Origin of the sequence: Bacillus paramycoides, from assembly GCF_038971285.1 — a bacterium.
GTDB lineage: Bacteria > Bacillota > Bacilli > Bacillales > Bacillaceae_G > Bacillus_A.
The window spans coordinates 1,055,723-1,075,315 of record NZ_CP152427.1; the positions used below are offsets into that span (position 1 = coordinate 1,055,723).

General features: G+C 35.2%; 23 protein-coding genes and 2 pseudogenes. 18 read left to right on the plus strand and 7 right to left on the minus strand.

The window, feature by feature from the left end; translation table 11 throughout:
- Nucleotides 1-30: 30 nt before the first annotated feature.
- The 5 genes from AAG068_RS05430 to AAG068_RS05450 all read right to left on the minus strand — a co-directional run bounded on the left by AAG068_RS05430 (nt 31) and on the right by AAG068_RS05450 (nt 2,330).
- Nucleotides 31-288, minus strand: coding sequence for a hypothetical protein (locus AAG068_RS05430; RefSeq protein ID WP_342718446.1), 258 nt, complete (start codon nt 286-288; stop codon nt 31-33).
- A 178-nt stretch (nt 289-466) separates the two neighbouring features.
- A complete protein-coding gene (locus tag AAG068_RS05435) occupies nt 467-796 on the minus strand; it encodes a hypothetical protein (RefSeq protein WP_342718447.1) in 330 nt (109 codons plus the stop codon).
- A gap of 182 nt (nt 797-978) precedes the next feature.
- On the minus strand, nt 979-1,308 hold the full coding sequence (locus AAG068_RS05440) for a DUF1433 domain-containing protein (RefSeq protein WP_342718449.1): 330 nt from the start codon (nt 1,306-1,308) through the stop codon (nt 979-981).
- A gap of 219 nt (nt 1,309-1,527) precedes the next feature.
- Nucleotides 1,528-1,842, minus strand: a complete 315-nt coding sequence (locus tag AAG068_RS05445) for a DUF1433 domain-containing protein (protein WP_342718450.1) — start codon at nt 1,840-1,842, stop codon at nt 1,528-1,530.
- Between the two features lie 245 nt (nt 1,843-2,087).
- Entirely contained in the window at nt 2,088-2,330 is a 243-nt protein-coding gene (locus AAG068_RS05450) for a hypothetical protein (protein ID WP_342718451.1), read from the minus strand.
- Between the two features lie 115 nt (nt 2,331-2,445).
- Here AAG068_RS05450 and AAG068_RS29905 point away from each other — a divergent pair, with 115 nt between their 5' ends.
- Nucleotides 2,446-2,577, plus strand: a complete 132-nt coding sequence (locus AAG068_RS29905; RefSeq protein ID WP_428845986.1) for a hypothetical protein — start codon at nt 2,446-2,448, stop codon at nt 2,575-2,577.
- Nucleotides 2,574-2,766 (plus strand): annotated as a pseudogene (locus AAG068_RS29910) (lipase family protein); the annotation flags it as partial. The gene AAG068_RS29905 and the pseudogene AAG068_RS29910, both read left to right, overlap by 4 nt.
- A 62-nt stretch (nt 2,767-2,828) precedes the next feature.
- Here AAG068_RS29910 and AAG068_RS05460 read toward each other — a convergent pair.
- On the minus strand, nt 2,829-3,152 hold the full coding sequence (locus AAG068_RS05460; protein WP_176546175.1) for a hypothetical protein: 324 nt from the start codon (nt 3,150-3,152) through the stop codon (nt 2,829-2,831).
- 67 nt (nt 3,153-3,219) lie between these two features.
- On the opposite strand from AAG068_RS05460, the gene AAG068_RS05465 reads away from it, so the two are divergent.
- The 12 genes and pseudogenes from AAG068_RS05465 to AAG068_RS05520 all read left to right on the plus strand — a co-directional run bounded on the left by AAG068_RS05465 (nt 3,220) and on the right by AAG068_RS05520 (nt 13,099).
- A complete protein-coding gene (locus AAG068_RS05465) occupies nt 3,220-4,470 on the plus strand; it encodes a lipase family protein (RefSeq protein WP_342718452.1) in 1,251 nt (416 codons plus the stop codon).
- A gap of 14 nt (nt 4,471-4,484) precedes the next feature.
- Nucleotides 4,485-4,780: pseudogene (locus tag AAG068_RS05470) on the plus strand (hypothetical protein).
- 200 nt (nt 4,781-4,980) lie between these two features.
- Complete coding sequence (locus tag AAG068_RS05475) at nt 4,981-5,562, plus strand: TetR/AcrR family transcriptional regulator (RefSeq protein ID WP_342718453.1); 582 nt, start codon at nt 4,981-4,983, stop codon at nt 5,560-5,562.
- Between the two features lie 2 nt (nt 5,563-5,564).
- Complete coding sequence (locus AAG068_RS05480) at nt 5,565-5,738, plus strand: hypothetical protein (protein WP_342718454.1); 174 nt, start codon at nt 5,565-5,567, stop codon at nt 5,736-5,738.
- A gap of 79 nt (nt 5,739-5,817) precedes the next feature.
- On the plus strand, nt 5,818-6,294 hold the full coding sequence (locus AAG068_RS05485; RefSeq protein WP_342718455.1) for a PH domain-containing protein: 477 nt from the start codon (nt 5,818-5,820) through the stop codon (nt 6,292-6,294).
- The gene (locus AAG068_RS05490; protein ID WP_342719711.1) at nt 6,287-7,738 is read left to right on the plus strand and encodes a PH domain-containing protein; all 1,452 of its coding nucleotides are present in this window, start codon (nt 6,287-6,289) and stop codon (nt 7,736-7,738) included. The genes AAG068_RS05485 and AAG068_RS05490 overlap by 8 nt, the downstream gene beginning before the upstream one ends.
- Nucleotides 7,739-7,829: 91 nt before the next feature.
- Nucleotides 7,830-8,243 carry a hypothetical protein gene (locus AAG068_RS05495; protein WP_342718456.1) on the plus strand — a complete coding sequence of 138 codons (414 nt, stop codon included), beginning with the start codon at nt 7,830-7,832 and terminating at the stop codon, nt 8,241-8,243.
- A 20-nt stretch (nt 8,244-8,263) separates the two neighbouring features.
- On the plus strand, nt 8,264-8,530 hold the full coding sequence (locus AAG068_RS05500) for a CPCC family cysteine-rich protein (protein WP_342718457.1): 267 nt from the start codon (nt 8,264-8,266) through the stop codon (nt 8,528-8,530).
- Between the two features lie 899 nt (nt 8,531-9,429).
- Nucleotides 9,430-10,443 (plus strand): hypothetical protein, encoded by a 1,014-nt coding sequence (locus AAG068_RS05505; protein ID WP_342718458.1) that lies wholly within the window; start codon nt 9,430-9,432, stop codon nt 10,441-10,443.
- Between the two features lie 250 nt (nt 10,444-10,693).
- The gene (locus AAG068_RS05510; RefSeq protein WP_342718459.1) at nt 10,694-10,990 is read left to right on the plus strand and encodes a protoporphyrinogen oxidase; all 297 of its coding nucleotides are present in this window, start codon (nt 10,694-10,696) and stop codon (nt 10,988-10,990) included.
- A 221-nt stretch (nt 10,991-11,211) separates the two neighbouring features.
- The gene (locus AAG068_RS05515) at nt 11,212-11,688 is read left to right on the plus strand and encodes a PH domain-containing protein (RefSeq protein ID WP_342718460.1); all 477 of its coding nucleotides are present in this window, start codon (nt 11,212-11,214) and stop codon (nt 11,686-11,688) included.
- Entirely contained in the window at nt 11,681-13,099 is a 1,419-nt protein-coding gene (locus tag AAG068_RS05520; protein ID WP_342719712.1) for a PH domain-containing protein, read from the plus strand. Before AAG068_RS05515 ends, AAG068_RS05520 begins: the two co-directional genes overlap by 8 nt.
- 128 nt (nt 13,100-13,227) lie before the next feature.
- Here AAG068_RS05520 and hmoB read toward each other — a convergent pair whose 3' ends face one another.
- Entirely contained in the window at nt 13,228-13,731 is a 504-nt protein-coding gene (hmoB, locus tag AAG068_RS05525) for a heme-degrading monooxygenase HmoB (RefSeq protein WP_342718461.1), read from the minus strand.
- 128 nt (nt 13,732-13,859) lie between these two features.
- Here hmoB and AAG068_RS05530 point away from each other — a divergent pair, with 128 nt between their 5' ends.
- From AAG068_RS05530 to hemY, 4 genes are all read left to right on the plus strand, one after another.
- The gene (locus tag AAG068_RS05530) at nt 13,860-15,977 is read left to right on the plus strand and encodes a transglycosylase domain-containing protein (RefSeq protein WP_342718462.1); all 2,118 of its coding nucleotides are present in this window, start codon (nt 13,860-13,862) and stop codon (nt 15,975-15,977) included.
- Between the two features lie 176 nt (nt 15,978-16,153).
- A complete protein-coding gene (gene hemE, locus AAG068_RS05535; RefSeq protein ID WP_242294684.1) occupies nt 16,154-17,200 on the plus strand; it encodes a uroporphyrinogen decarboxylase in 1,047 nt (348 codons plus the stop codon).
- 14 nt (nt 17,201-17,214) lie between these two features.
- Nucleotides 17,215-18,150 carry a ferrochelatase gene (gene hemH / locus AAG068_RS05540; protein ID WP_342718463.1) on the plus strand — a complete coding sequence of 312 codons (936 nt, stop codon included), beginning with the start codon at nt 17,215-17,217 and terminating at the stop codon, nt 18,148-18,150.
- A 19-nt stretch (nt 18,151-18,169) separates the two neighbouring features.
- Nucleotides 18,170-19,591, plus strand: coding sequence for a protoporphyrinogen oxidase (gene hemY, locus AAG068_RS05545; protein WP_342718464.1), 1,422 nt, complete (start codon nt 18,170-18,172; stop codon nt 19,589-19,591).
- Nucleotides 19,592-19,593 lie beyond the last annotated feature (2 nt).

A 19,593-nucleotide genomic window follows, 5' to 3' on the forward strand; every position in this document is an offset into this window, starting at 1 on the left:
GAATGATTTAGATGGGAATTATGGGAATTGTTAGTATTTTAATTTTAAACTTTTACTTTTAGAAATTGAACCTATCGTGTATTTATCTCCGCTATATTGAATAGTTATATTAAATGTTTTGTCTCTATCATCTTTGACATGTCCAGAGATATAAATGGATTGTAAGTCTTTAGGACCAAACTCATGCCCAGTAATTACTACATCCAAATCTTGCTTTTCCTTAAAGAATGTAATGGTTGTCGCTTTTGCTTCTTTTACTACTTGTTCTTCATTGTTTTTTTGATTCATAGTACATCCCTCTGAAAATATTAGTGTAAAAATTATGATTAGTCCTAAATAATAATTTTTCAATTATTATTTCTCCATTAATGTTGCGTTATATTTCTCTTCACTAAATTTTATATCCACAGAACATTGTGTGGTGGGGGATAAAGAAAGGGCTCTTTAAAAGAGTGCCTTTTCTTTATTATTGTAAATGTAAATTTTCACTTGTAGAGATAGAACCTATTGTATATTCATCTCCACCGTATTCTATTGTAATATTAAATGTTTTGCTTTCATCATTTTTTATATAGCCGGAGATAAAGATGCCTTGTAAATCACTTGGACCAAATCTATAATCAGTGATTACTACATCTAATTCTTGTTTTTCTTTGAAGTATTGGATTGTCTTTTCTTGTGCCTTTTCAACGATTTGTTGTTCCTCATTTTTTTGATTTATAGTACATCCCCCTAAAATACTTGAAATAAATATAAAGAATAGAAAAAAACTAATTTTTTTGATTGTAATATCCATATTTATCCTCCAATAATGACATCTTGATTATATAAAATATCGTGATAGAAGGAATGTTTTTAGTGAAAAAAGCACTCACTTTTTCTGGTAGCGGGTGCTTTTTAGTTTTTCTTTCTTATAAGGAACAATCCTGAAAGAAAGAAGCAAACTTAAATAGTTATGTTGAAGTGAAACTGTTAGATTTAGTGTTTTAAATCAAAACCTTCAGATGTGGAAATGGAACCGATGTGATAATCATTAGCGAATTCAACATCTGCCGAAAATTTTTTATTTTTATCATCTTTCACATGACCTGAAATCCAAACACTTTGAAAGTCCTTCGGAGCAAATTTATGTTTAGTAATCACTACATCTAGATTTTCTTTTTCTTTAAAATATTGAATGGTTGTTTCTGTAGCCTTATCTACTATTAGTTGCTCTTCTTTTTTATTATCCACAGTGCACCCTTCTAAAGTAGTAAATACAAAGATTAAAAGGAAATAAAAACTAATTCTTTTGAATTTGATAATCATTTTCTCCCTCCAATGATGTTGTCCCAGTTCTTAGGATATATCATTTTTTACAAGGAGGGGGTGTCTTGAAAGAAAATAATAAAAATACAGATGAAACTCTTTCCCGTTTATCTAAATAGGAACTGATTTGTTTTATAAAAAAGACATCCTAATCACACATTTAGGATGTCTTTTTGTTCTAATGATTAATGCTTAAAAGGAAAATTTCAGATTGTCTTTTTAGTGTTTTAGGCTGAAATTAGTAGTAGAGATAGAACCGATATTATAATCATCTTTATAATCAATTGAAGTAGTAAATTTCTTATTTATATCATCTTTGATATGACCAGTTATAAAAATAGTTTCGATATCATTAGAAGGAAATCGATGATTCGTAATAGTCACTTCTAAATTCTCTTTTTCTTTAAAATATTGAATTGTAGTTTCTGTTGCTTTATTAACGATTTGTTGTTCAGTATTTTTTTGATCTATCGTACATCCTCCTAAAAGGATAAGTGTGAAAGTAAAGAATAATCTTATAGCATATTTTTTCACGAATAATCACTCCATGAATGTTGCGTTATATTCCTCTTAACTAAAGTGTATATCCACAGAATATGGTGTGGCTGGGTATAAAGAAACGGGACTCTAAAGTAAAAAGGTTATTAGTTTTTAAGTTTTAAATTTTTAATGTTGGAAGTTAGGCTTATTGAATAGTCATCCTAGCCTTTATATGCACATGAAATAATTAGAATTCATATAAATTCCCAACAAAAATATATTGTATTTTTATATTAATTTCAGTCATCATAACTAATACTTTCAACCTTATATTTATCTTTATAATTTATATCTGCAGTTATTTTACGATTTGGATTATTAGTTACATGACCCGATACAAAAATTACTCCAAAATCTGCAGGGCCGAATTCGACTTTTGTCACTGTAACATCTAGTTTTTTATCCTCTTTAAAATGTTGGATTGCGATCTTTGTTGCTTTTTCTTTTAATGCTATTTCTTCATCATTTTTTTGTTTGTTCATATACATCAACCCTCCAATAAAAAATATTATTATAATTACTATTAACAAAAACCCCTTTTTTTCAAAAAAAATCACCCTCTTCTAATAATAAACTATTTATTATAGGGGTAAAAGAATGAAAGAAAGTGCAGTTTTAGATCAAACTTATTATAATTTAGCAAAGGGAGCATGTAGGAATAATTTAGGTGAAAATTATGAGATAAAGGATTATATAGATCAAAAAAAGTTTTACAGACATGAAAAGTAGGAGAAACATTCCACGATAAACCGGAATGGACGCAGTAGTCTTTGAAAGAGATGTGGATGAGAAAAAGCAAGTTATGGTAGCTTTCCGAGGAACAGAAGGGGACAAAATTATTGAGAAAAACTCTTTAGGCGTTCCAATGAAGCCAGGGAAGGTATGAAGGATTTAAAAACGGATACCAATCATTTTGTTAAAAAAAATTCATATGCTAAAATATTTTATGTAAAAAAGACACTCTAGTGAGTGTCTAATGATTATTCTTTTAATTTTAGATTTTTAGAGTATGATCTAGAACTTATATTATACTCTCCACCCCCATATTCTACACCTACTCCAAACGTTTTGCTTTCATCTCCTTTAACATGTCCATCTATAAAAACAGTTTGAAAATCATTGGGGGAGAACTCATGTCCTGTAATTACTACATCTAGCTCCTCTCTTTCTTTAAAATATTTAATGGTTATCTCTTCTGCCTTTGCTACTATTTCTTTTTCTTCATTTGTTTTATTATTCATACTGCATCCCCCTAAAAGTATAAGTGTAAGGATAATGAATAATCTTATACCATATTTTTTCAATCAAAATCCCTCCATTAATGTTATTCTATATTTAGAATATATTAAATTATCTGGGAGGGGAAATGTTTTGAATGAAAATGATAAAGTTTTAGATTCTAGTTATTATCAAATGTCAAGGTTTGCTTATCGTGGTGATGAGAAGTTAGGAAACAGTATTGAGGTCACCGACAACAAAGGTAATCCTTTACAAAAATGGGAAGTAAGCGAGACGTTCCACGACAAACAAACCGGAATGGATGCAGTAGCCTTTGAACGAGATGTCGATGGGAAAAAGCAAGTTATGGTAGCTTTCCGAGGTACAGAAGGGGATAAAATTATAGAGAAAAACTCTTTAGGCATTCCGATGAAGCCAGGGGAAGGCATGAAGGATTTAAAAACGGATACCAATCATTTTGTATTACGAGAAGGTGTTCATGAACCAGCAGCACCTCCTGTAGCAGGGACTGAGAATGAAGGTTCAAAGAAATATTGGAATGAAGAGAATCAGCGCTGGGAAACACATAATCAATTCGAACAAGCTGAAAGGGTCATGAAACAAGTAACGGATACATACAAGGACAGGGATGATGTGGAGATATATACGACGGGTCATTCGTTAGGGGGAGCTTTAGCGGAATATGCAGCGGCATCTAATGATAATGTAAGATGTATGTCATGGAATGCGCCGAGTGCAAAACATTTGTTACCGCCTGATTTACAAGAAAGAGCTAATAATGGAGAATTTAATGGTAGAATTGTTTCGATTGTTCACGGATCAGATTCAATCGGTTATGGTCCTTTTGGTCCATATGATGGTCACATAGGTTCAACTTATGCTGTTACACCACCTGCTATGAAAGAAGCCCTTTCTAAATTACCATTGGAACAAAGACTATTGTTTGAAGTTGATCGCTTTTTGGACTCCGTAAAAGATAAACCTGGATTTCATTATCAGAATAATAAGTATTTCCGGATGGGTAAAGATGGGAATTTATCGAGTCAATATCTTTTGAATTTAGATACAGGGGAAAGAGTATATGATTCACCTGGTAAGTTGTTAGGCGGGCGAGAAATTCGTGTAGTGGTAGAGAATCTAGAACAAGCCGTAAGAGATATGAAGCGAAACGCACAAGAATTTCAAGATAGAGTACCGAGGTTAATTTCTAATATGATGACACTATTAGAAACGGCTGAAAGTAGACGGGTAGAAGCTAAAGTAAATAATATACGTGCACATGTAGAGCATTTAAGTTTTTGGTACATACGAACAGCAACGGAAATTTCAGATTTTATTGAGAAGAAAGCCGATGATTATAAGAAGACGGATCAACAATATTAAGGGAGAAGATTAAGATGCCGAGAATTTACTTAAATGAAGAAGCATTGAACCAAGCTTTACAACAATTTGACCATATGATTCAAGACTTAAATCATAATAAAAGAGTTGTAAGTAATGTACATAATTTACTCTTATCAAGCTGGTCTCAACTTGGAGTAGGGAAAAAACCATTAGTGATTTAGAATCTTTTAAAAAAGATATCGAAAGAAGGATGGGAGAATTAGAGTCTGATAAAAGAGAGTTAAAGGGTGCGATTGATTTATTAAAAGCGCTAGATCAAAGTTATGATTACATGGGGCCTAAATATTAAATTACAAGAAGCACTCACAAAGGTGCTTTTTGTAGTTTAACTAGATTAAAGGTTATTGTAGTCATTATTAAGGAATATGATCCTAGATCCATAATGTAGATTGAAAAGTAATATACAGTTTTGAATCAAACTTGCAAATGATGATTTTTTATTTTACAATTTATTTACCGACCGGTAAGTAAAAATAAGTGAGGTACAGTATGACAAAGAATTTACAAACATCGCAAAACATTGTAGAGGCATCATTTAAACTTATGGCAGAGCACGGCATTGAGAAGATGAGTCTTTCCATGATCGCGAAAGAGGTAGGTATTTCAAAACCGGCTATTTATTATCATTTTTCTTCTAAAGAAGCGTTAGTGGATTTTTTATTTGAAGAAATTTTTTCTGGGTATCATTTCGTGAGTTATTTCGATAAAGAACAATATACGAAAGAAAACTTTGCAGAAAAGTTAATTTCAGATGGTTTACATATGCTCTCTGAATATGAAGGGCAAGAAGGAATATTACGCGTTATAAATGAATTCATCGTAACTGCATCGCGAAATGAAAAGTATCAGAACCGCTTATTTGAAATACAAGAAGATTTCTTAAATGGATTCCACGATTTATTGAAGCGAGGTGTGGAACTTGGTGTTGTTTCAAAACATGGAACAGAAGAAAACGCGCATACGTTAGCGCTCGTTATTGATAATATGAGCAACTATATGTTAATGGGATTCCAGCTAAAGTATAAAGAAATTTGGATTCGAAATGTGAAAAATGTAATGAAAGGGGAATAAGGATGAAAATGCAAAAAAACTGGTGGCTCGGTTTTCTCGGATTCATTGGAGTGTATAAAATTCCAGGTATGATAGAGGCTTGTCAAACGGATGGAAGTTGGATGAAACTAATAGGTTTCATTTGGTTACTTTGGTTCGGATATTTTATTCCGGAGAAGAAAGATAAAGAAGAATAAATACAAATTTTCTGTAAAGTTATGTAAAATATAGATTGAGAGTATTCATATATTAGATTACTAGATTTGGAGTGGTTACATGGATCCATTGAAAAATGAAATTCACCCTGACATGGTCAAGGTGTGGAAAGTTAGGGCTGTAATGGAAGAAGGAATCGGTATTCTCGTCATGTTAGCTTACCTTTTCCTCATGATAAAGTTTGATTGGTGGGCGTGGATTTTATATGTGATGATTGGGCTAACAGTTGCGTTCGCACCATTTTCGTACTTTTTATTCCCGAAACTACGTCAACGTTATTACAGTTATCAATTAAATGAAGAAGAGCTTGAAATTCAGCGCGGTCTTTTTGTCGTAAAGCGCGTATTAGTACCGATGATTCGTGTACAGCACGTGACAATTGAACAAGGACCGATTATGAGAAAATATGGCTTAGCAGAATTGCACATTTCAACAGCGGCAACTTCTCACAGTATCCCAGGCTTAACGATGTATGAAGCAGAAATGTTGAAAACGAAAATCGCAGAATTAGCGAAAGTGAGTGATGAGGATGTATAAGAGGCAGCATCCAATCACGATGTTATTAGAATTAAAAATAACAGATTTTATCCCACTCATTATTTTCATGTTTAGTTTAAACGGAAAATTTCCATTTTGGTATTTAATTCCCGCTGCATTCGGTTTACTCACCGTCTTTTCAGCGTTTGAAAAATGGTATTACACAACGTATTGGGTTGAAAATAACGTATTACATGTAAAACAAGGGCTCTTTGTAAAGAAGGAGAGCTACTTAAATAAAGAACGTGTTCAAACGATTAATACAAGTTCTAACGTGTTATATCAAATGCTTGGCTTAAAAAAGATTCAAATTGAAACAGCTGGCGGAGGCGACGATGCAGAAGTTAGCTTAGCTGGTATTACAGTAGAAGAAGCAACAGAGCTTATTGCAATGCTAAATGAGCCAACTCCAGAAGTGAAAGCAGAAGAAACGTTAGACGAAGCAGCAGAAAATACAGTAGAAAAAGAAATCATCACAGAAGAAAAACAAGCGACAGAATATAAATTAACTTGGAAAGAAATTTTACTAGCGTCTGTTACATCTGGTCAGTTTGGACTATTATTCTCGTTAATCTTCTTTGTGTATCATCAAGTAGATGAGTACATTCCGAAATGGATAGAGAATAGCGTAAAGTCGTATGTAATGGAACATGATATATATGGCTGGATTTTCATGATAGCTATTTTGCTTGTCCTTTCTTGGATTATATCTACAATTGGTTACGTGTTAAAACATGGAGATTTTACAGTGAATCGAAGAAATGATGAAGTCCGCATTTCGCAAGGATTACTTGAGAAAAAAGAACTCGTCCTAAAGTTACATCGCATTCAAGGTATTACGATAAAAGAAAGTATTTTACGTCAGCCATTCGGTTATTGTGCTGTGCAAGTAGAAGTCATTCAAGGTAAAGGACTGGGTGACGAGAAAGAAAAAGTTACACTGCATCCTATCATTCGAAAAGATCGCGTACAACAGTTACTCGCACATTTACAATTACCATACGAACTGAATACAAACATTATTTCATTACCAAAAGCAGCATTACGCCGCTATCTTATTGATAGTTTCATCTTTTTCGCAATGCTAGCAATCCCGTTGACTGGAATAAGTATATATTTTGAAAAGTATTACATCATGTGGGCATTCATTCCGCTTGCGATCCTCATCTTTATACTTGGATACGCAACGTTTAAAACAAATGGTTACGGTGTAAACGGAGAACAAATTACGCTTGTATATCGCAGCGTCGGAAAATATACAGGACTTGTTAGAAGAAGACACGTCCAATCAATGGAAAAGACACAATCATACTTCCAGCGCCGAGCAGATTTATGTACGTATAAATTCTCTAACGCATCATCGAATTATAAATTAGAGCATACGAGTGTAGAAGATACGGAGAGAATGCAGGATTGGTATAAGAAGAGGTTAAGTGAGGATTAAATAAAATGGCTCGTCTTTTGCGGAAGGCGGGCTATTTTTTTTGTGAAAATAATAAATAATATATGTGGAAGGAAAAGCGAGGTGAATGAGAGTGAGCAAATTTTTAATACCGTATTCATTTTCTATATTAAGTTTCTTTATTTCAGCAACGGCACTTGATTTATTTGATAGGGTGGGAAGAAATGATGAGATGACTTCCCCGAACATAATTGGTAAGATAATTCAATCTACTGCGCAAATGGGAGTCCTTACATTGTATTTCGGAGTACCTATTATTTTAGGTGGCTGTCTACTTGGTGAGCTATTGTATAGATTTATCATTTTACGATTTAAACTAAGCTATATTATATCTGTATTATTATATTTACTTTTAGCTTTTACTATTGTTTCCGTAACGGTTGGAATTCCACCTACATATGAAGATTCTAATACTACTTTCATGGTAATAACTATGATTTGCGCTGTTACATTCTTTATGGGCCGGAATATATGGGAGAAAAAATAAATGAATAATGGAGTGACAGAATGAAATATACATGTCCATGCTGCGGGTATAGAACAATAGAAGAAGAACCACCAGGTACATATGAAATTTGTAATATATGTTATTGGGAAGATGATGAGGTTCAGTTTAACAATCCTGACTTTGAAGGCGGGGCGAATGAAGTCTCGTTAAGACAAGCACAGAAAAACTTCATTGCATTTGGTGCTTGCGAGGAATGTTTTGTGAAATCTGTTAGAAAGCCGACTAGTGAAGATGTGAGGGATGCTAGTTGGAAGCAAATTTGTTAAACGAAATGTTATTGATATTTTAAGATGGATTGATCCAAAGAAAAATCCCGTTATTATTCAAACTCCTGAAAATGAACTGACAAACTATTAATTGGATACTCTAAAAAAATATAATTTATACGGCATTATTTTAAGTCTACTTTCATTAGTAGGCTTTTTGGTTAATCTCAAACACGAATGGATTATTTAATTCAAAACTTGGATTTGCGATATGTTAGGAATGTTTCATAAACGGTTGTGTGTAGTTTCCAGAGGCTTATGAATCAGTTTTTGAATACATAGGGATTAACGTGAATAAAATAAAAGGTCAATTTCTTTTCATGTAAAGAAATTGGCTTTTTTATTTAGCTTAGCTTAGCGTAAGGGAATTTTTGTTTCAGCGTACTGTTTACTTTTCAACTTGATGATAATGAGGAGAGATCCCTGTATGCTTTTATACTAAGGATTTGAAGTTTATTGTTTTCTGAAGATATAGATAGGGGAAAATAATGTAAAAAAACTATTGTATATTTAAAAACCTTATGTTACATTTGTGTTACAGAAAAGTTACAAACGGTAACTTATGTTACGGTTTGTTTTCTTTTGTTTTCTGGTATGTTACAAACCGAGAATATGTAAAGCTAAAAAAATAGCAACCTAAAAATAGTTTTTCTATGTGTATAAGAGTGTGTGTAGTAAAGAGCCTGGTGAGAGCTTTACGCACATGATTAAAATTCCTTTCTGTCTTTAAAAGAAGAAGAAAACCAACTACCAACTATTTAGGAGTTTTAAGTAATGATAGTAAATGAAATGTACTTCCTTTCCCACACACAAAGTACATCTTTATTTTCAGTCTAATTACTACACAGACTTTTATACATATGCTGTTATCGTTTTAGGGATATATAGGAGGAGAAAAAATGAAAAAGTTATTAATGGTAATTGGACTTACGTTTTTAATGTTAGCTGGGTGTAGTAATGGAAATTTTGACAAAGCAATGGATGAAGGGAAGACCGCGTTAACGAATAAAGAATATAAAAATGCATTATCATCATTTGAAAAAGCGCTAGATGAGAAAAAAGACGATTCAGATGCAAAGATGCTTGTAGAACAAACGAAAGTAATGATTGAAGCAGTGAAGTTAAAAGAAGAAACAAAGATAGAAGAATCAATCAAGTCATTTGAAAAAGTAGAGAACATGAAGAATGGAAATGCTACGCTTGTAAAACAAGCAAAGGAAGAACGAACAGCATTATTAGCCATCTTAGAGCAAAACAAGAAGTATAGTGAGCAATTGACGAAAAGTGAAGAGTTAATAAATAAGAAAAATTATGCAGAAGCGAAAGAAATCTTAAATAAGCTAGTTGCAGAAACAAAAGATAACAAAAACCTTGAAGAATATAATAAAAAAGCGGTAGGGTTAGTTACTAAAATGAATGAAGAAGAAAAAACTGCAAAGAGTGAAGCAGCGAAAGCACAAAAAACAAATGTAGTAACGAATCAAAAGGTAGCAACAGAAAAGACTCAAAAAACTGAGGCAGAAAAAAATCAAAAGGTAGCAACAGAGAAGAACGAAAAAACTGAGGCAGAAAAGAATCAGAAGGTAGTAACAGAAAAGAACGGCAAAACTGAGGCAGAAAAAAATCAGAAGGTAGTAACAGAAAAGAACGGCAAAACTGAGACAGAAAAGAACCAAAAAGTAGAGACAGGAAAGAATCAAAATGCATTTACTTTTGAGAAAGCGAAAGAATATATTAAAAATGAATATAAAGAAGACTATGATTACACGCTAGAAAATACGCAAGTAGAGAATGGAAAGAAATATTATCAAATTAGAGTGCGTACGACATATAAAATAGAAGGCGCAGCTGGAGCAGGATTTACTGGCGTATTCAAAGTATTCGAAGACGGTACAATTATTGAAATGCACTAAATCGATGAAAAAGGTATCCTCAAAGTATATGAGGGTACCTTTTTTTACATAAAAAAAGGCATCTAGCAAAAGTACTAGATGCAAATAAAAACACAAGGGAAAATAAATATTTTCCCGTTTCCCGTAAGTAATTATATCAAAAAATTTATAAAAAACTAGCTTTATTTTTTATATCATTGATGTGTAAAGCTATGAAATAATAAGATTACACTGTTTTCATAGTGTTTTATTGGAAAAAGGAGCTGCGTATATGATTAATTTTAAACCAGAAAATTTAAACCAACTATTAAAAGTGATGCTAATTAGTGCGAATAAGTCGTATGATGCGATTAAAGATTATGAATGTACGGGGGAAGAAGTAGTATTCCGTGTAGACTTCGAATATATTGATGTTTCTTTAATGATTGTAGATATGTTAGGAAGATCAGCCTCTAAATTTAACATTTTGCCATATGCTAAACCAGATACAAATGAAATAGATTACATTCAGTTTCAAGTGTATTCGATTCATGAAGGGAATTTTAAAGAAATAATCGATACGATGTAGAGAAACTATAAAGTGAAACTTTAATCAGTGGGAGATTCATCCCCACTGATTATTAGCCCTCACCAATCGGACGTTTACGGGCAGCCCGACTCCCACCTAACTTCTTTGCTCCAGCTGAAATTTTTTGGGAGTTTTACTGCCCGTTAACGTGGGGTAATTTTACAAATATGTATATACCAACTAATATATAATTAATACATTCATATAATTGGAGTGATGAGATGCAGCCGTTAGAAAGGGAGATTCATTCTAATATGCTAAAAGTGTGGCGAATTCACGCTTTAATTGGGGCGGCAGTTATATTAGCAGTCATAATTGCATATTTCTTTTTTATGATCAATTTTAATTGGTGGGGTTGGTTGTTTGGCTTATTAGTAACAGGCGCTATCATATTTATCCCGCTTGATTATTTTGTGTTTCCAAATTTACGTCAACGTTATTATAGTTACAGATTAAATGAAGAAGAGATTGAGATTCAAAAGGGAATGTTCGTTGTAAAACGCGTACTTATTCCGATGATTCGTGTGCAGCACGTAACGATTGAACAAGGCCCGATTATGAGAAAGTATAACTTAGCAGAATTACATATTTCAACAGCGGCAACTTCTCATAGTATTCCAGGTTTAACGAAGGAAGAAGCAGAGCAGCTGAAAAGACAAATTGGAGAACTTGCGAAAGTGAGTGATGAGGATGTATAAGAGGCAACATCCGATCACAATTTTATTAGGTATTCGAGTTGCGACTTTGTTGCCTTTTATTTTTCTTGTTTTATTTCGATCAGATGGTCAAGTAAAACTTTGGTATCTCTTACATCTTGTTCTTTTATTTGTATTATTCATTATGGCAATTTTCTCAGCGATAAAATGGTATTTCAAAGTGTATTGGGTTGAAAATAATATTTTACATATAAAGCACGGTGTGTTTGTGAAGAAAGAAAGTTACTTAAATAAAGAACGTGTGCAAAATATTAGTACGTCTTCTAATATCATCTATCAAATACTTGGACTTACGAAACTAAACATAGAAGTAGCGGGCGGCGGTAGTGATCCAGAAGTGATGTTAGCTGGCATTAGAGAAGAGGAAGCGAAGGAACTTCTCTCTTTATTACATAAAGAGAGAAGCGCTGTGAGTGAAGAGGCGCCTGCGGAAGCAGATAGTAAGACAGTGTATCAGTTAACAGCGAAAGAAATTTTATTCGCCTCTATTACATCTGGTAGATTTGGATTAGTGTTTTCTGGATTACTTCTTATTTACTCAGAGTTTAATCAATTTCTACCAGAATGGCTCATCAATAAAGTAGAAGCGTATGTGATGGATAACGGTGTATATGAATTAATCGTTATGGCAGCGATTTTAATGGCGGTTTCGTGGGTCATTTCAACAGCTGGCTATGCGTTAAAATATGCGAACTTTAAAATAGAGCGAAAAGGAAATGAAATTCGTATCGTACAAGGGTTATTTGATAAGAAAGAGTTTGTTTTAAAATTACACCGCATTCAAGCGATCACTGTGAAAGAAGGAATTCTCCGCCAGCCTTTCGGTTATTGCTCTATCGAAGTGGAAGTCATTCAAAGTATAGAAGCAGCTGGAAATGAAGTGATGTTACATCCCTTTATGCAAAAGAAAGATGTCCAGCAGTTACTTACGTATTTGCAGTTGCCGTATGAAACGGAAGAGGAAATCGTTCACTTACCGAAAGCTGCATTACGTCATTACGTAATAATGGGGTGGATTACAAGTGTGGTGCTTGCATTGCCAATCATCGGTGCGAGTATATATTTTAAACAAAATATTGCGTTATTCACTCTAATACCACTTTTCATTGTATTTACGTTACTTGCATACGCCCGGTATACAAGTAGTGGTTATATGATAAGAGAAAATCAGTTAGTCATGGTATACCGAGGCCTTGCAAAATATACGGGAATCATGCGAAGAAGGCATGTTCAAGCAGTAGGATACAGTCAGTCGCATTTTCAAAAGAAAGACGAGCTATGTACAGCTGTCGTATCAGTAGCGGGGCATAGATATAAAGTGAAGCATATGAGTAAAGAAGATGCGCTTCGTATATATAATTGGTATAAAGAAAAAGGAAACACCGTTGTGTAGTGGTGTTTCCTTTTTTGTGTCGTCATTTGTCTATAAGTCGATATATCTCAAAAATCGCTGATATAATTTGAGTTGCGCCGATATAATTTCATGTACCGCATCCTTGAAGGAACCACGATACAAAAATCTTAAACTAACACATCAAAAGTAGTCACAAATGACGGACGAGAGAAAATACTTTTCTGCTGTTCCGCATGTGGATGTGCTTGCGCCGGAGCTTGTCCTTCTGCTTGTGCAGGGCGTTTTTTATGAGCGTTTTCGAATGAACGTGATTCTGTCCAATCTTTAAAGTTTTGTTCCGTTTCCCACATCGTTAAGATGACATATGTATCGTTACTTAATGGGCGTAGAACGCGGATCGCTTGGAATCCTGGTTCGTTTTCAATAAGACCTGCGCGGTTTTTAAAACGGTTTTCAAATACTGGGCGACCTTCAGCTGTTACAGAAATGTTGTTACAAACGATGTAGCCAGGTTGCCCTTTAAATTCGCCAACAGCGTCTAGTACATCATATTGAAGAGATCCTTCTACAGATTCTTCTGTATTTTCTTTATAAAACATATCTTTTTCATCATTTTTTGCAGTGAAATGTGCTTGTTCTAGAGGTGTTTCGTATGAAATAATAGCCTTCATTTTAATGCCCCCCTTAATCGTTTGTTTCTATTATATCAACTCTCTTAAAAAACTTCGAAGATTATATACATAAAGATACTTCTTTTTCAAATAATAAATGTACCATCATTTGGAAAGAAGGCCGATGTATGAAGAAAGTAAAGTGGACTTTATTAGGTGGGTTAGCAACGCTACTATTAGCGATTGTCCTTTATAAGCTTATTGTGTTAGCTGGTGGCTATATGATGGATGAAAAACAGCTCGTTTTCCACTCTTCATCACGTATCGTTGACCAGAAAGGGAAAGAAATTACGAAATTATATGTAGAAAATAGAGATCTCGTACCAATCGAGCAAATTCCAAAATACGTGCAGCAGGCGTTTGTTGCGGTAGAGGATTCTCGTTTTTATGAGCATCAAGGGGTTGATTATCCGTCTATATTCCGTGCTCTTTATAAAGATACGTTAGCTGGAGATAAGGTTGAAGGCGGTAGTACGATTACGCAGCAACTCGCTAAAAACGTCTTTTTAACTCGTGAAAAAACAGTTACGCGCAAGTTGAAGGAAGTGGCAATTTCTCTTCAATTAGAGCAAAAATATACGAAGCAACAAATTCTTGAAATGTATATGAATCATATTTATTTTGGCCATGGTGCTTACGGTATTCAAGCAGCAGCAAAGTTGTATTTTAATAAAAATGTAGAAGATTTAACAGTAGAAGAGGGCGCAATGCTTGCAGGTCTTCCAAAGTCGCCAAACGGATATTCACCGTATTTCTCACCAGAGAAAAGTAAAGAGCGCCGTGATCTCGTATTGTCACTTATGCATAAACAAGGCTATTTGACTGCCGAAGATAGTGTACGTTACCAAGGGAAGACAATTGCTTTATATAAAAACTTAGACGAAAATGAACTCGCATATATGCCGTATATTGATATGGTTATAGATGAAGCAGCTCGTTTATACGGATTGTCTCATCAAGAAGTACTTCGCGGAGGATATACGTTTGTCGTACCGATGGATGAAAAAATTCAAAAGGTAGCGTATAACCAGTTTCAGGATGCAAGGAATTTCCCTGGTAAAGAAGAGGGGGCACAAGGTGCTTTTTTATTAATGGATAATCGTACAGGCGGAATTAAAGCGGCGATTGGCGGAAGAAAGTATGTCCCGAGAGGGTTCAATCGTGTTTTTGCAAAAAGACAGCCTGGTTCTGTTCTAAAACCACTTATCGTTTATGCGCCAGCACTCGAAACAAAAAAGTATAATCCGTATTCTTTATTAACAAATGAAAGACATTCTTTTGAAGGGTATGAACCTCGAAATTATAACCATGAGTATTCGAAAGAAATGACGATGTACGATGCGATTTTAGAGTCAGCAAACGTACCTGCAGTTTCTTTATTAAACGAATTAGGGGTTGAAGAAGGAAAGCAATATTTAGAGAAAGGTAATGTTCATATTGCTGATGCTGGTTTAAGTACAGCGCTGGGCGGATTGAAAAACGGTGTTTCCCCATTTGATCTTGTGAAAATGTATCGTGCATTTTTAGCAAATGGTGATATTATTGAGCCGCATGTTATTGATACAGTGTTAAATAGACACGGCGCAGTCATTGGAGAATCGCCAAAAGTAGAAACGAAAATTTTCTCGAAACAAACGGCTTGGTATATGACAAAAATGTTAGAAGGAGTTGTGAAAGAAGGGACGGCGAAAGCCGGTGTATATAATGGGGCGTTAGCTGGGAAAACAGGTACAACTTCACTACCAAATGACGATAATGGAGCGAGAGATATGTGGTTCGTTGGCTATACACCAAATCTAGTAGGCGCTGTTTGGATTGGTTATGACCGTACGGATCAAGAGCATCAGCTGCAAGGAGAAAGTGCATTAGCAACGAAATTATTTAAGAAAATTTTAACGAAGGCAAATGTAGAACAGAAAGAGCAGTTTATGAAACCAGAAGGTGTGGAAACAATCGGTGCTCCGATTCGTCTGCGCAAAATTGAAGATGTGAAAATGAAATTAGCGTTTAGCCCTTTCGGTTTATTTAAAGCGAAATTAAGCTGGACACCACTTCCTGATGATAGGATTATGTATCGTATTTATAGAGTGGAAAATGGAGTCCATACGCATGTAGCCACTGTAAATGGTGCCGGAGAATATGAAGAAAAGTTCGTGAACATCTTTTCAAAACCGAGTTTTTACGTTGTGCCATATAACACACAAACGAATCGTGAGGGAGAAAAGTCAAAAGTAGCTAAACCATAGTTTTTCTCTGTGTTATAATAAGAATGTTGTGAAAATAGTAAGCGTTTTTAAGAATGTTTGTGTCAATTTAATGAACAACGTACATAATATTATGCATTTTGTTTTTACAAGCTGTATAGTAAAAAAGATAAATATCGAACGTATTCGAAGCATTGGTAAGGAAGGGAGCAAGGGTCTTGGTAAGAACTATAAATGAGACATTTTTACAAGCATGTAGGGGGGAACGTACTGATTATGTACCAGCATGGTATATGCGTCAGGCAGGTCGTTCGCAGCCGGAATATAGAAAGATAAAAGAAAAGTATTCTTTATTTGAAATTACACACAATCCAGAGTTGTGTGCTTACGTGACAAAGTTGCCAGTTGATCAATATAACGTAGACGCAGCAATTCTTTATAAAGATATTATGTCACCACTACCTGCAATTGGTGTGGATGTAGAAATTAAATCGGGTATTGGCCCAGTTATTGATAATCCAATCCGTTCTTTACAAGACGTAGAAAAACTGGGGGAAATCAATCCAGAAGATGACGTACCGTACATATTAGATACGATTCGTTTATTAACGACGGAAATGTTAGACGTACCGTTAATCGGTTTTTCAGGAGCTCCATTTACATTAGCGAGCTATATGATTGAAGGCGGTCCATCTCGTAACTACCATAATACGAAAGCGTTCATGTATGCAGAGCCGAAAGCTTGGTTCGCATTAATGGATAAGCTAGCAGATATGGTTATTACATATTTAAAAGCGCAAATTAACGCAGGAGCAAAAGCAGTTCAAATTTTCGATTCTTGGGTTGGAACAGTAAATGTAGCGGATTACCGCGTATTTATTAAACCAGCAATGGAGCGTATTTTTGCAGAAGTTCGTACGATGGGTGTTCCAATGATTATGCACGGCGTAGGAGCTGCACATTTAGTAAATGAATGGCACGACTTACCGCTTGATGTAGTAGGCTTAGATTGGCGCTTACCGATCGAAGAGGCACGCGCACGCGGCGTTCATAAGGCGGTACAAGGTAATATGGATCCTTCATTTTTACTTGCGCCATGGTCTGTTATTGAAGAACATGTAAAAGGTATTTTAGATCAAGGGATGAAACAGCCAGGTTATATCTTTAACTTAGGACACGGTGTATTCCCAGAAGTAAATCCAGATACATTAAAACGTTTAACTACATTTATTCATGAATACTCTAAAGGGCAGTTAGCGAAGTAAAGGAGCATTGCTGTATGAAAAAGAAAATTGGTTTGCTTGTAATGGCATACGGAACGCCATATAAAGAAGAAGATATTGAACGTTACTATACACATATTCGTAGAGGAAGAAAGCCAAGTCCTGAAATGCTAGAAGATTTAACAGAGCGTTACCGTGCAATTGGTGGTATTTCTCCTTTAGCTACTATTACATTAGAGCAAGCTAAAAAGTTAGAGAAGCGTTTAAATGAAGTACAAGATGAAGTAGAGTACCATATGTATCTTGGCTTAAAACATATTGAACCGTTCATTGAAGATGCAGTGAAAGATATGCATAACGACGGTATACAAGATGCAATCGCACTTGTTCTTGCGCCGCACTATTCTACATTTAGCGTGAAATCGTATGTAGGACGAGCACAAGAAGAAGCTGAGAAACTTGGAAACTTAACAATTCACGGCATTGATAGCTGGTATAAAGAACCGAAATTCATCCAGTACTGGGTTGATGCAGTGAAAGGTATATATAACGGTATGTCAGAAGCAGAATGTGAAAAAGCAGTATTAATCGTATCTGCACATAGCTTACCAGAAAAAATCATCGCACTTGGCGATCCATATCCAGATCAATTAAATGAAACGGCTGACTATATTGCAAGAGGTGCTGAAGTAGCAAACTATGCAGTAGGTTGGCAAAGTGCAGGAAACACGCCAGATCCTTGGATTGGTCCAGATGTACAAGATTTAACGAGAGAATTAAATGAAAAGTACGGTTACACTTCATTCGTATACGCACCAGTTGGATTTGTTGCGGAACATTTAGAAGTTTTATATGACAATGACTTTGAGTGTAAAGTTGTAACAGATGAAATTGGCGCGAAATATTATCGTCCAGAAATGCCAAATGCATCGGACGCATTTATTGATTGCTTAACAGACGTTGTATTAAAGAAAAAAGAATCTGTAATGTAAGAAGAAAGGGGGAGCTTGCTTGAGGAAAAAAGTTGTAGTCATCGGCGGTGGCATCACAGGATTAACAACTATGTATAATTTACAAAAAGATATTCGTGACAAAAACTTGCCGATCGATACATTACTGATAGAAGCATCGGGTAAACTTGGCGGGAAAATTCAAACCGTTCGAAAAGATGGATTTACAATTGAACGCGGACCAGACTCTTTCTTAGCACGAAAAGAAAGTGCAGCTACATTAGCGAAAGAATTAGGTTTTGGCGATGAACTTGTAAATAATAAGGCCGGTCAATCATTTATCCTCGTAAACAATCGGTTACATAAAATGCCGAGCGGATCAATGATGGGAATTCCAACGCAAATTACGCCGTTTCTATTTTCCGGGCTATTCTCCCCAATTGGTAAACTAAGAGCTGGTTTGGATCTATTAATGCCGAGATCAAAGCCAGTATCTGACCAATCACTCGGGCATTTTTTCAGACATCGCCTCGGCAACGAAGTGGTTGAAAATTTAATCGAACCATTACTATCGGGTATTTATGCAGGAGATATTGATGAAATGAGCTTAATGTCAACATTTCCGCAAATGTATCAAATTGAGCAGAAACATCGCAGTATTTCACTCGGCATGCGTACGCTTGCTCCGAAAGAAGAGAAAACTGAACCGAAAAAAGGAATCTTTCAAACAGTGAAAACAGGTTTAGAATCTATCGTAGAATCTCTTGAAATGAAGATGCATGAAGGTACGATAATAAAGGGCACTCGCATTGAAAAAATTGCAAAACTCGGTGATGGTTATACGATTACTCTTAGTAACGGAAAAGAAATAGAAGCGGACGCGGTCGTAGTGGCAACATCACATAAAGTATTGCCATCTATGTTTGCGCAGTACAAGCAGTTTCGTTTCTTCCGCAACATCCCGTCCACATCAGTCGCGAATGTAGCAATGGCTTTCCCGAAATCAGCCATTCAGCGCGATATTGATGGCACAGGGTTTGTCGTATCTCGAAATAGTGATTACACAATTACAGCATGTACGTGGACACATAAGAAATGGCCACATACAACGCCAGAAGGAAAAATGCTACTTCGTTGTTACGTTGGACGACCTGGTGATGAAGCAGTTGTAGAACAAACAGAAGAGGAACTTCTTCAACTCGTACTAGAAGACTTACGAAAGACGATGGATATTACAGAGGATCCAGAGTTTACAGTCGTAAGCCGCTGGAAAGAAGCAATGCCCCAATATACAGTAGGCCATAACGAGCGAATGAAGAAACTCACAACATTTATGGAAAAAGAGTTGCCAGGTATATACTTGGCAGGTAGTTCCTACGCTGGTTCTGGTCTTCCGGACTGTATTGATCAAGGTGAGAAAGCAGCAAAGCGTGTGCTAGCTCATTTGGAGAAAGTAATGGATACGGAATTAATCGCACAATAAAG

Bases quoted from the DNA above. Each gene is read 5' to 3' on its own strand.
- AAG068_RS05430 (WP_342718446.1), bottom strand. From the start codon at position 288: ATGAATCAAAAAAACAATGAAGAACAAGTAGTAAAAGAAGCAAAAGCG.
- AAG068_RS05435 (WP_342718447.1), bottom strand. From the start codon at position 796: ATGGATATTACAATCAAAAAAATTAGTTTTTTTCTATTCTTTATATTT.
- AAG068_RS05440 (WP_342718449.1), bottom strand. From the start codon at position 1,308: ATGATTATCAAATTCAAAAGAATTAGTTTTTATTTCCTTTTAATCTTT.
- AAG068_RS05450 (WP_342718451.1), bottom strand. From the start codon at position 2,330: ATGAACAAACAAAAAAATGATGAAGAAATAGCATTAAAAGAAAAAGCA.
- AAG068_RS29905 (WP_428845986.1), top strand. From the start codon at position 2,446: ATGAAAGAAAGTGCAGTTTTAGATCAAACTTATTATAATTTAGCAAAG.
- AAG068_RS05475 (WP_342718453.1), top strand. From the start codon at position 4,981: ATGACAAAGAATTTACAAACATCGCAAAACATTGTAGAGGCATCATTT.
- AAG068_RS05480 (WP_342718454.1), top strand. From the start codon at position 5,565: ATGAAAATGCAAAAAAACTGGTGGCTCGGTTTTCTCGGATTCATTGGA.
- AAG068_RS05485 (WP_342718455.1), top strand. From the start codon at position 5,818: ATGGATCCATTGAAAAATGAAATTCACCCTGACATGGTCAAGGTGTGG.
- AAG068_RS05490 (WP_342719711.1), top strand. From the start codon at position 6,287: ATGTATAAGAGGCAGCATCCAATCACGATGTTATTAGAATTAAAAATA.
- AAG068_RS05500 (WP_342718457.1), top strand. From the start codon at position 8,264: ATGAAATATACATGTCCATGCTGCGGGTATAGAACAATAGAAGAAGAA.
- AAG068_RS05505 (WP_342718458.1), top strand. From the start codon at position 9,430: ATGAAAAAGTTATTAATGGTAATTGGACTTACGTTTTTAATGTTAGCT.
- AAG068_RS05510 (WP_342718459.1), top strand. From the start codon at position 10,694: ATGATTAATTTTAAACCAGAAAATTTAAACCAACTATTAAAAGTGATG.
- AAG068_RS05515 (WP_342718460.1), top strand. From the start codon at position 11,212: ATGCAGCCGTTAGAAAGGGAGATTCATTCTAATATGCTAAAAGTGTGG.
- AAG068_RS05520 (WP_342719712.1), top strand. From the start codon at position 11,681: ATGTATAAGAGGCAACATCCGATCACAATTTTATTAGGTATTCGAGTT.
- hmoB (WP_342718461.1), bottom strand. From the start codon at position 13,731: ATGAAGGCTATTATTTCATACGAAACACCTCTAGAACAAGCACATTTC.
- AAG068_RS05530 (WP_342718462.1), top strand. From the start codon at position 13,860: ATGAAGAAAGTAAAGTGGACTTTATTAGGTGGGTTAGCAACGCTACTA.
- hemH (WP_342718463.1), top strand. From the start codon at position 17,215: ATGAAAAAGAAAATTGGTTTGCTTGTAATGGCATACGGAACGCCATAT.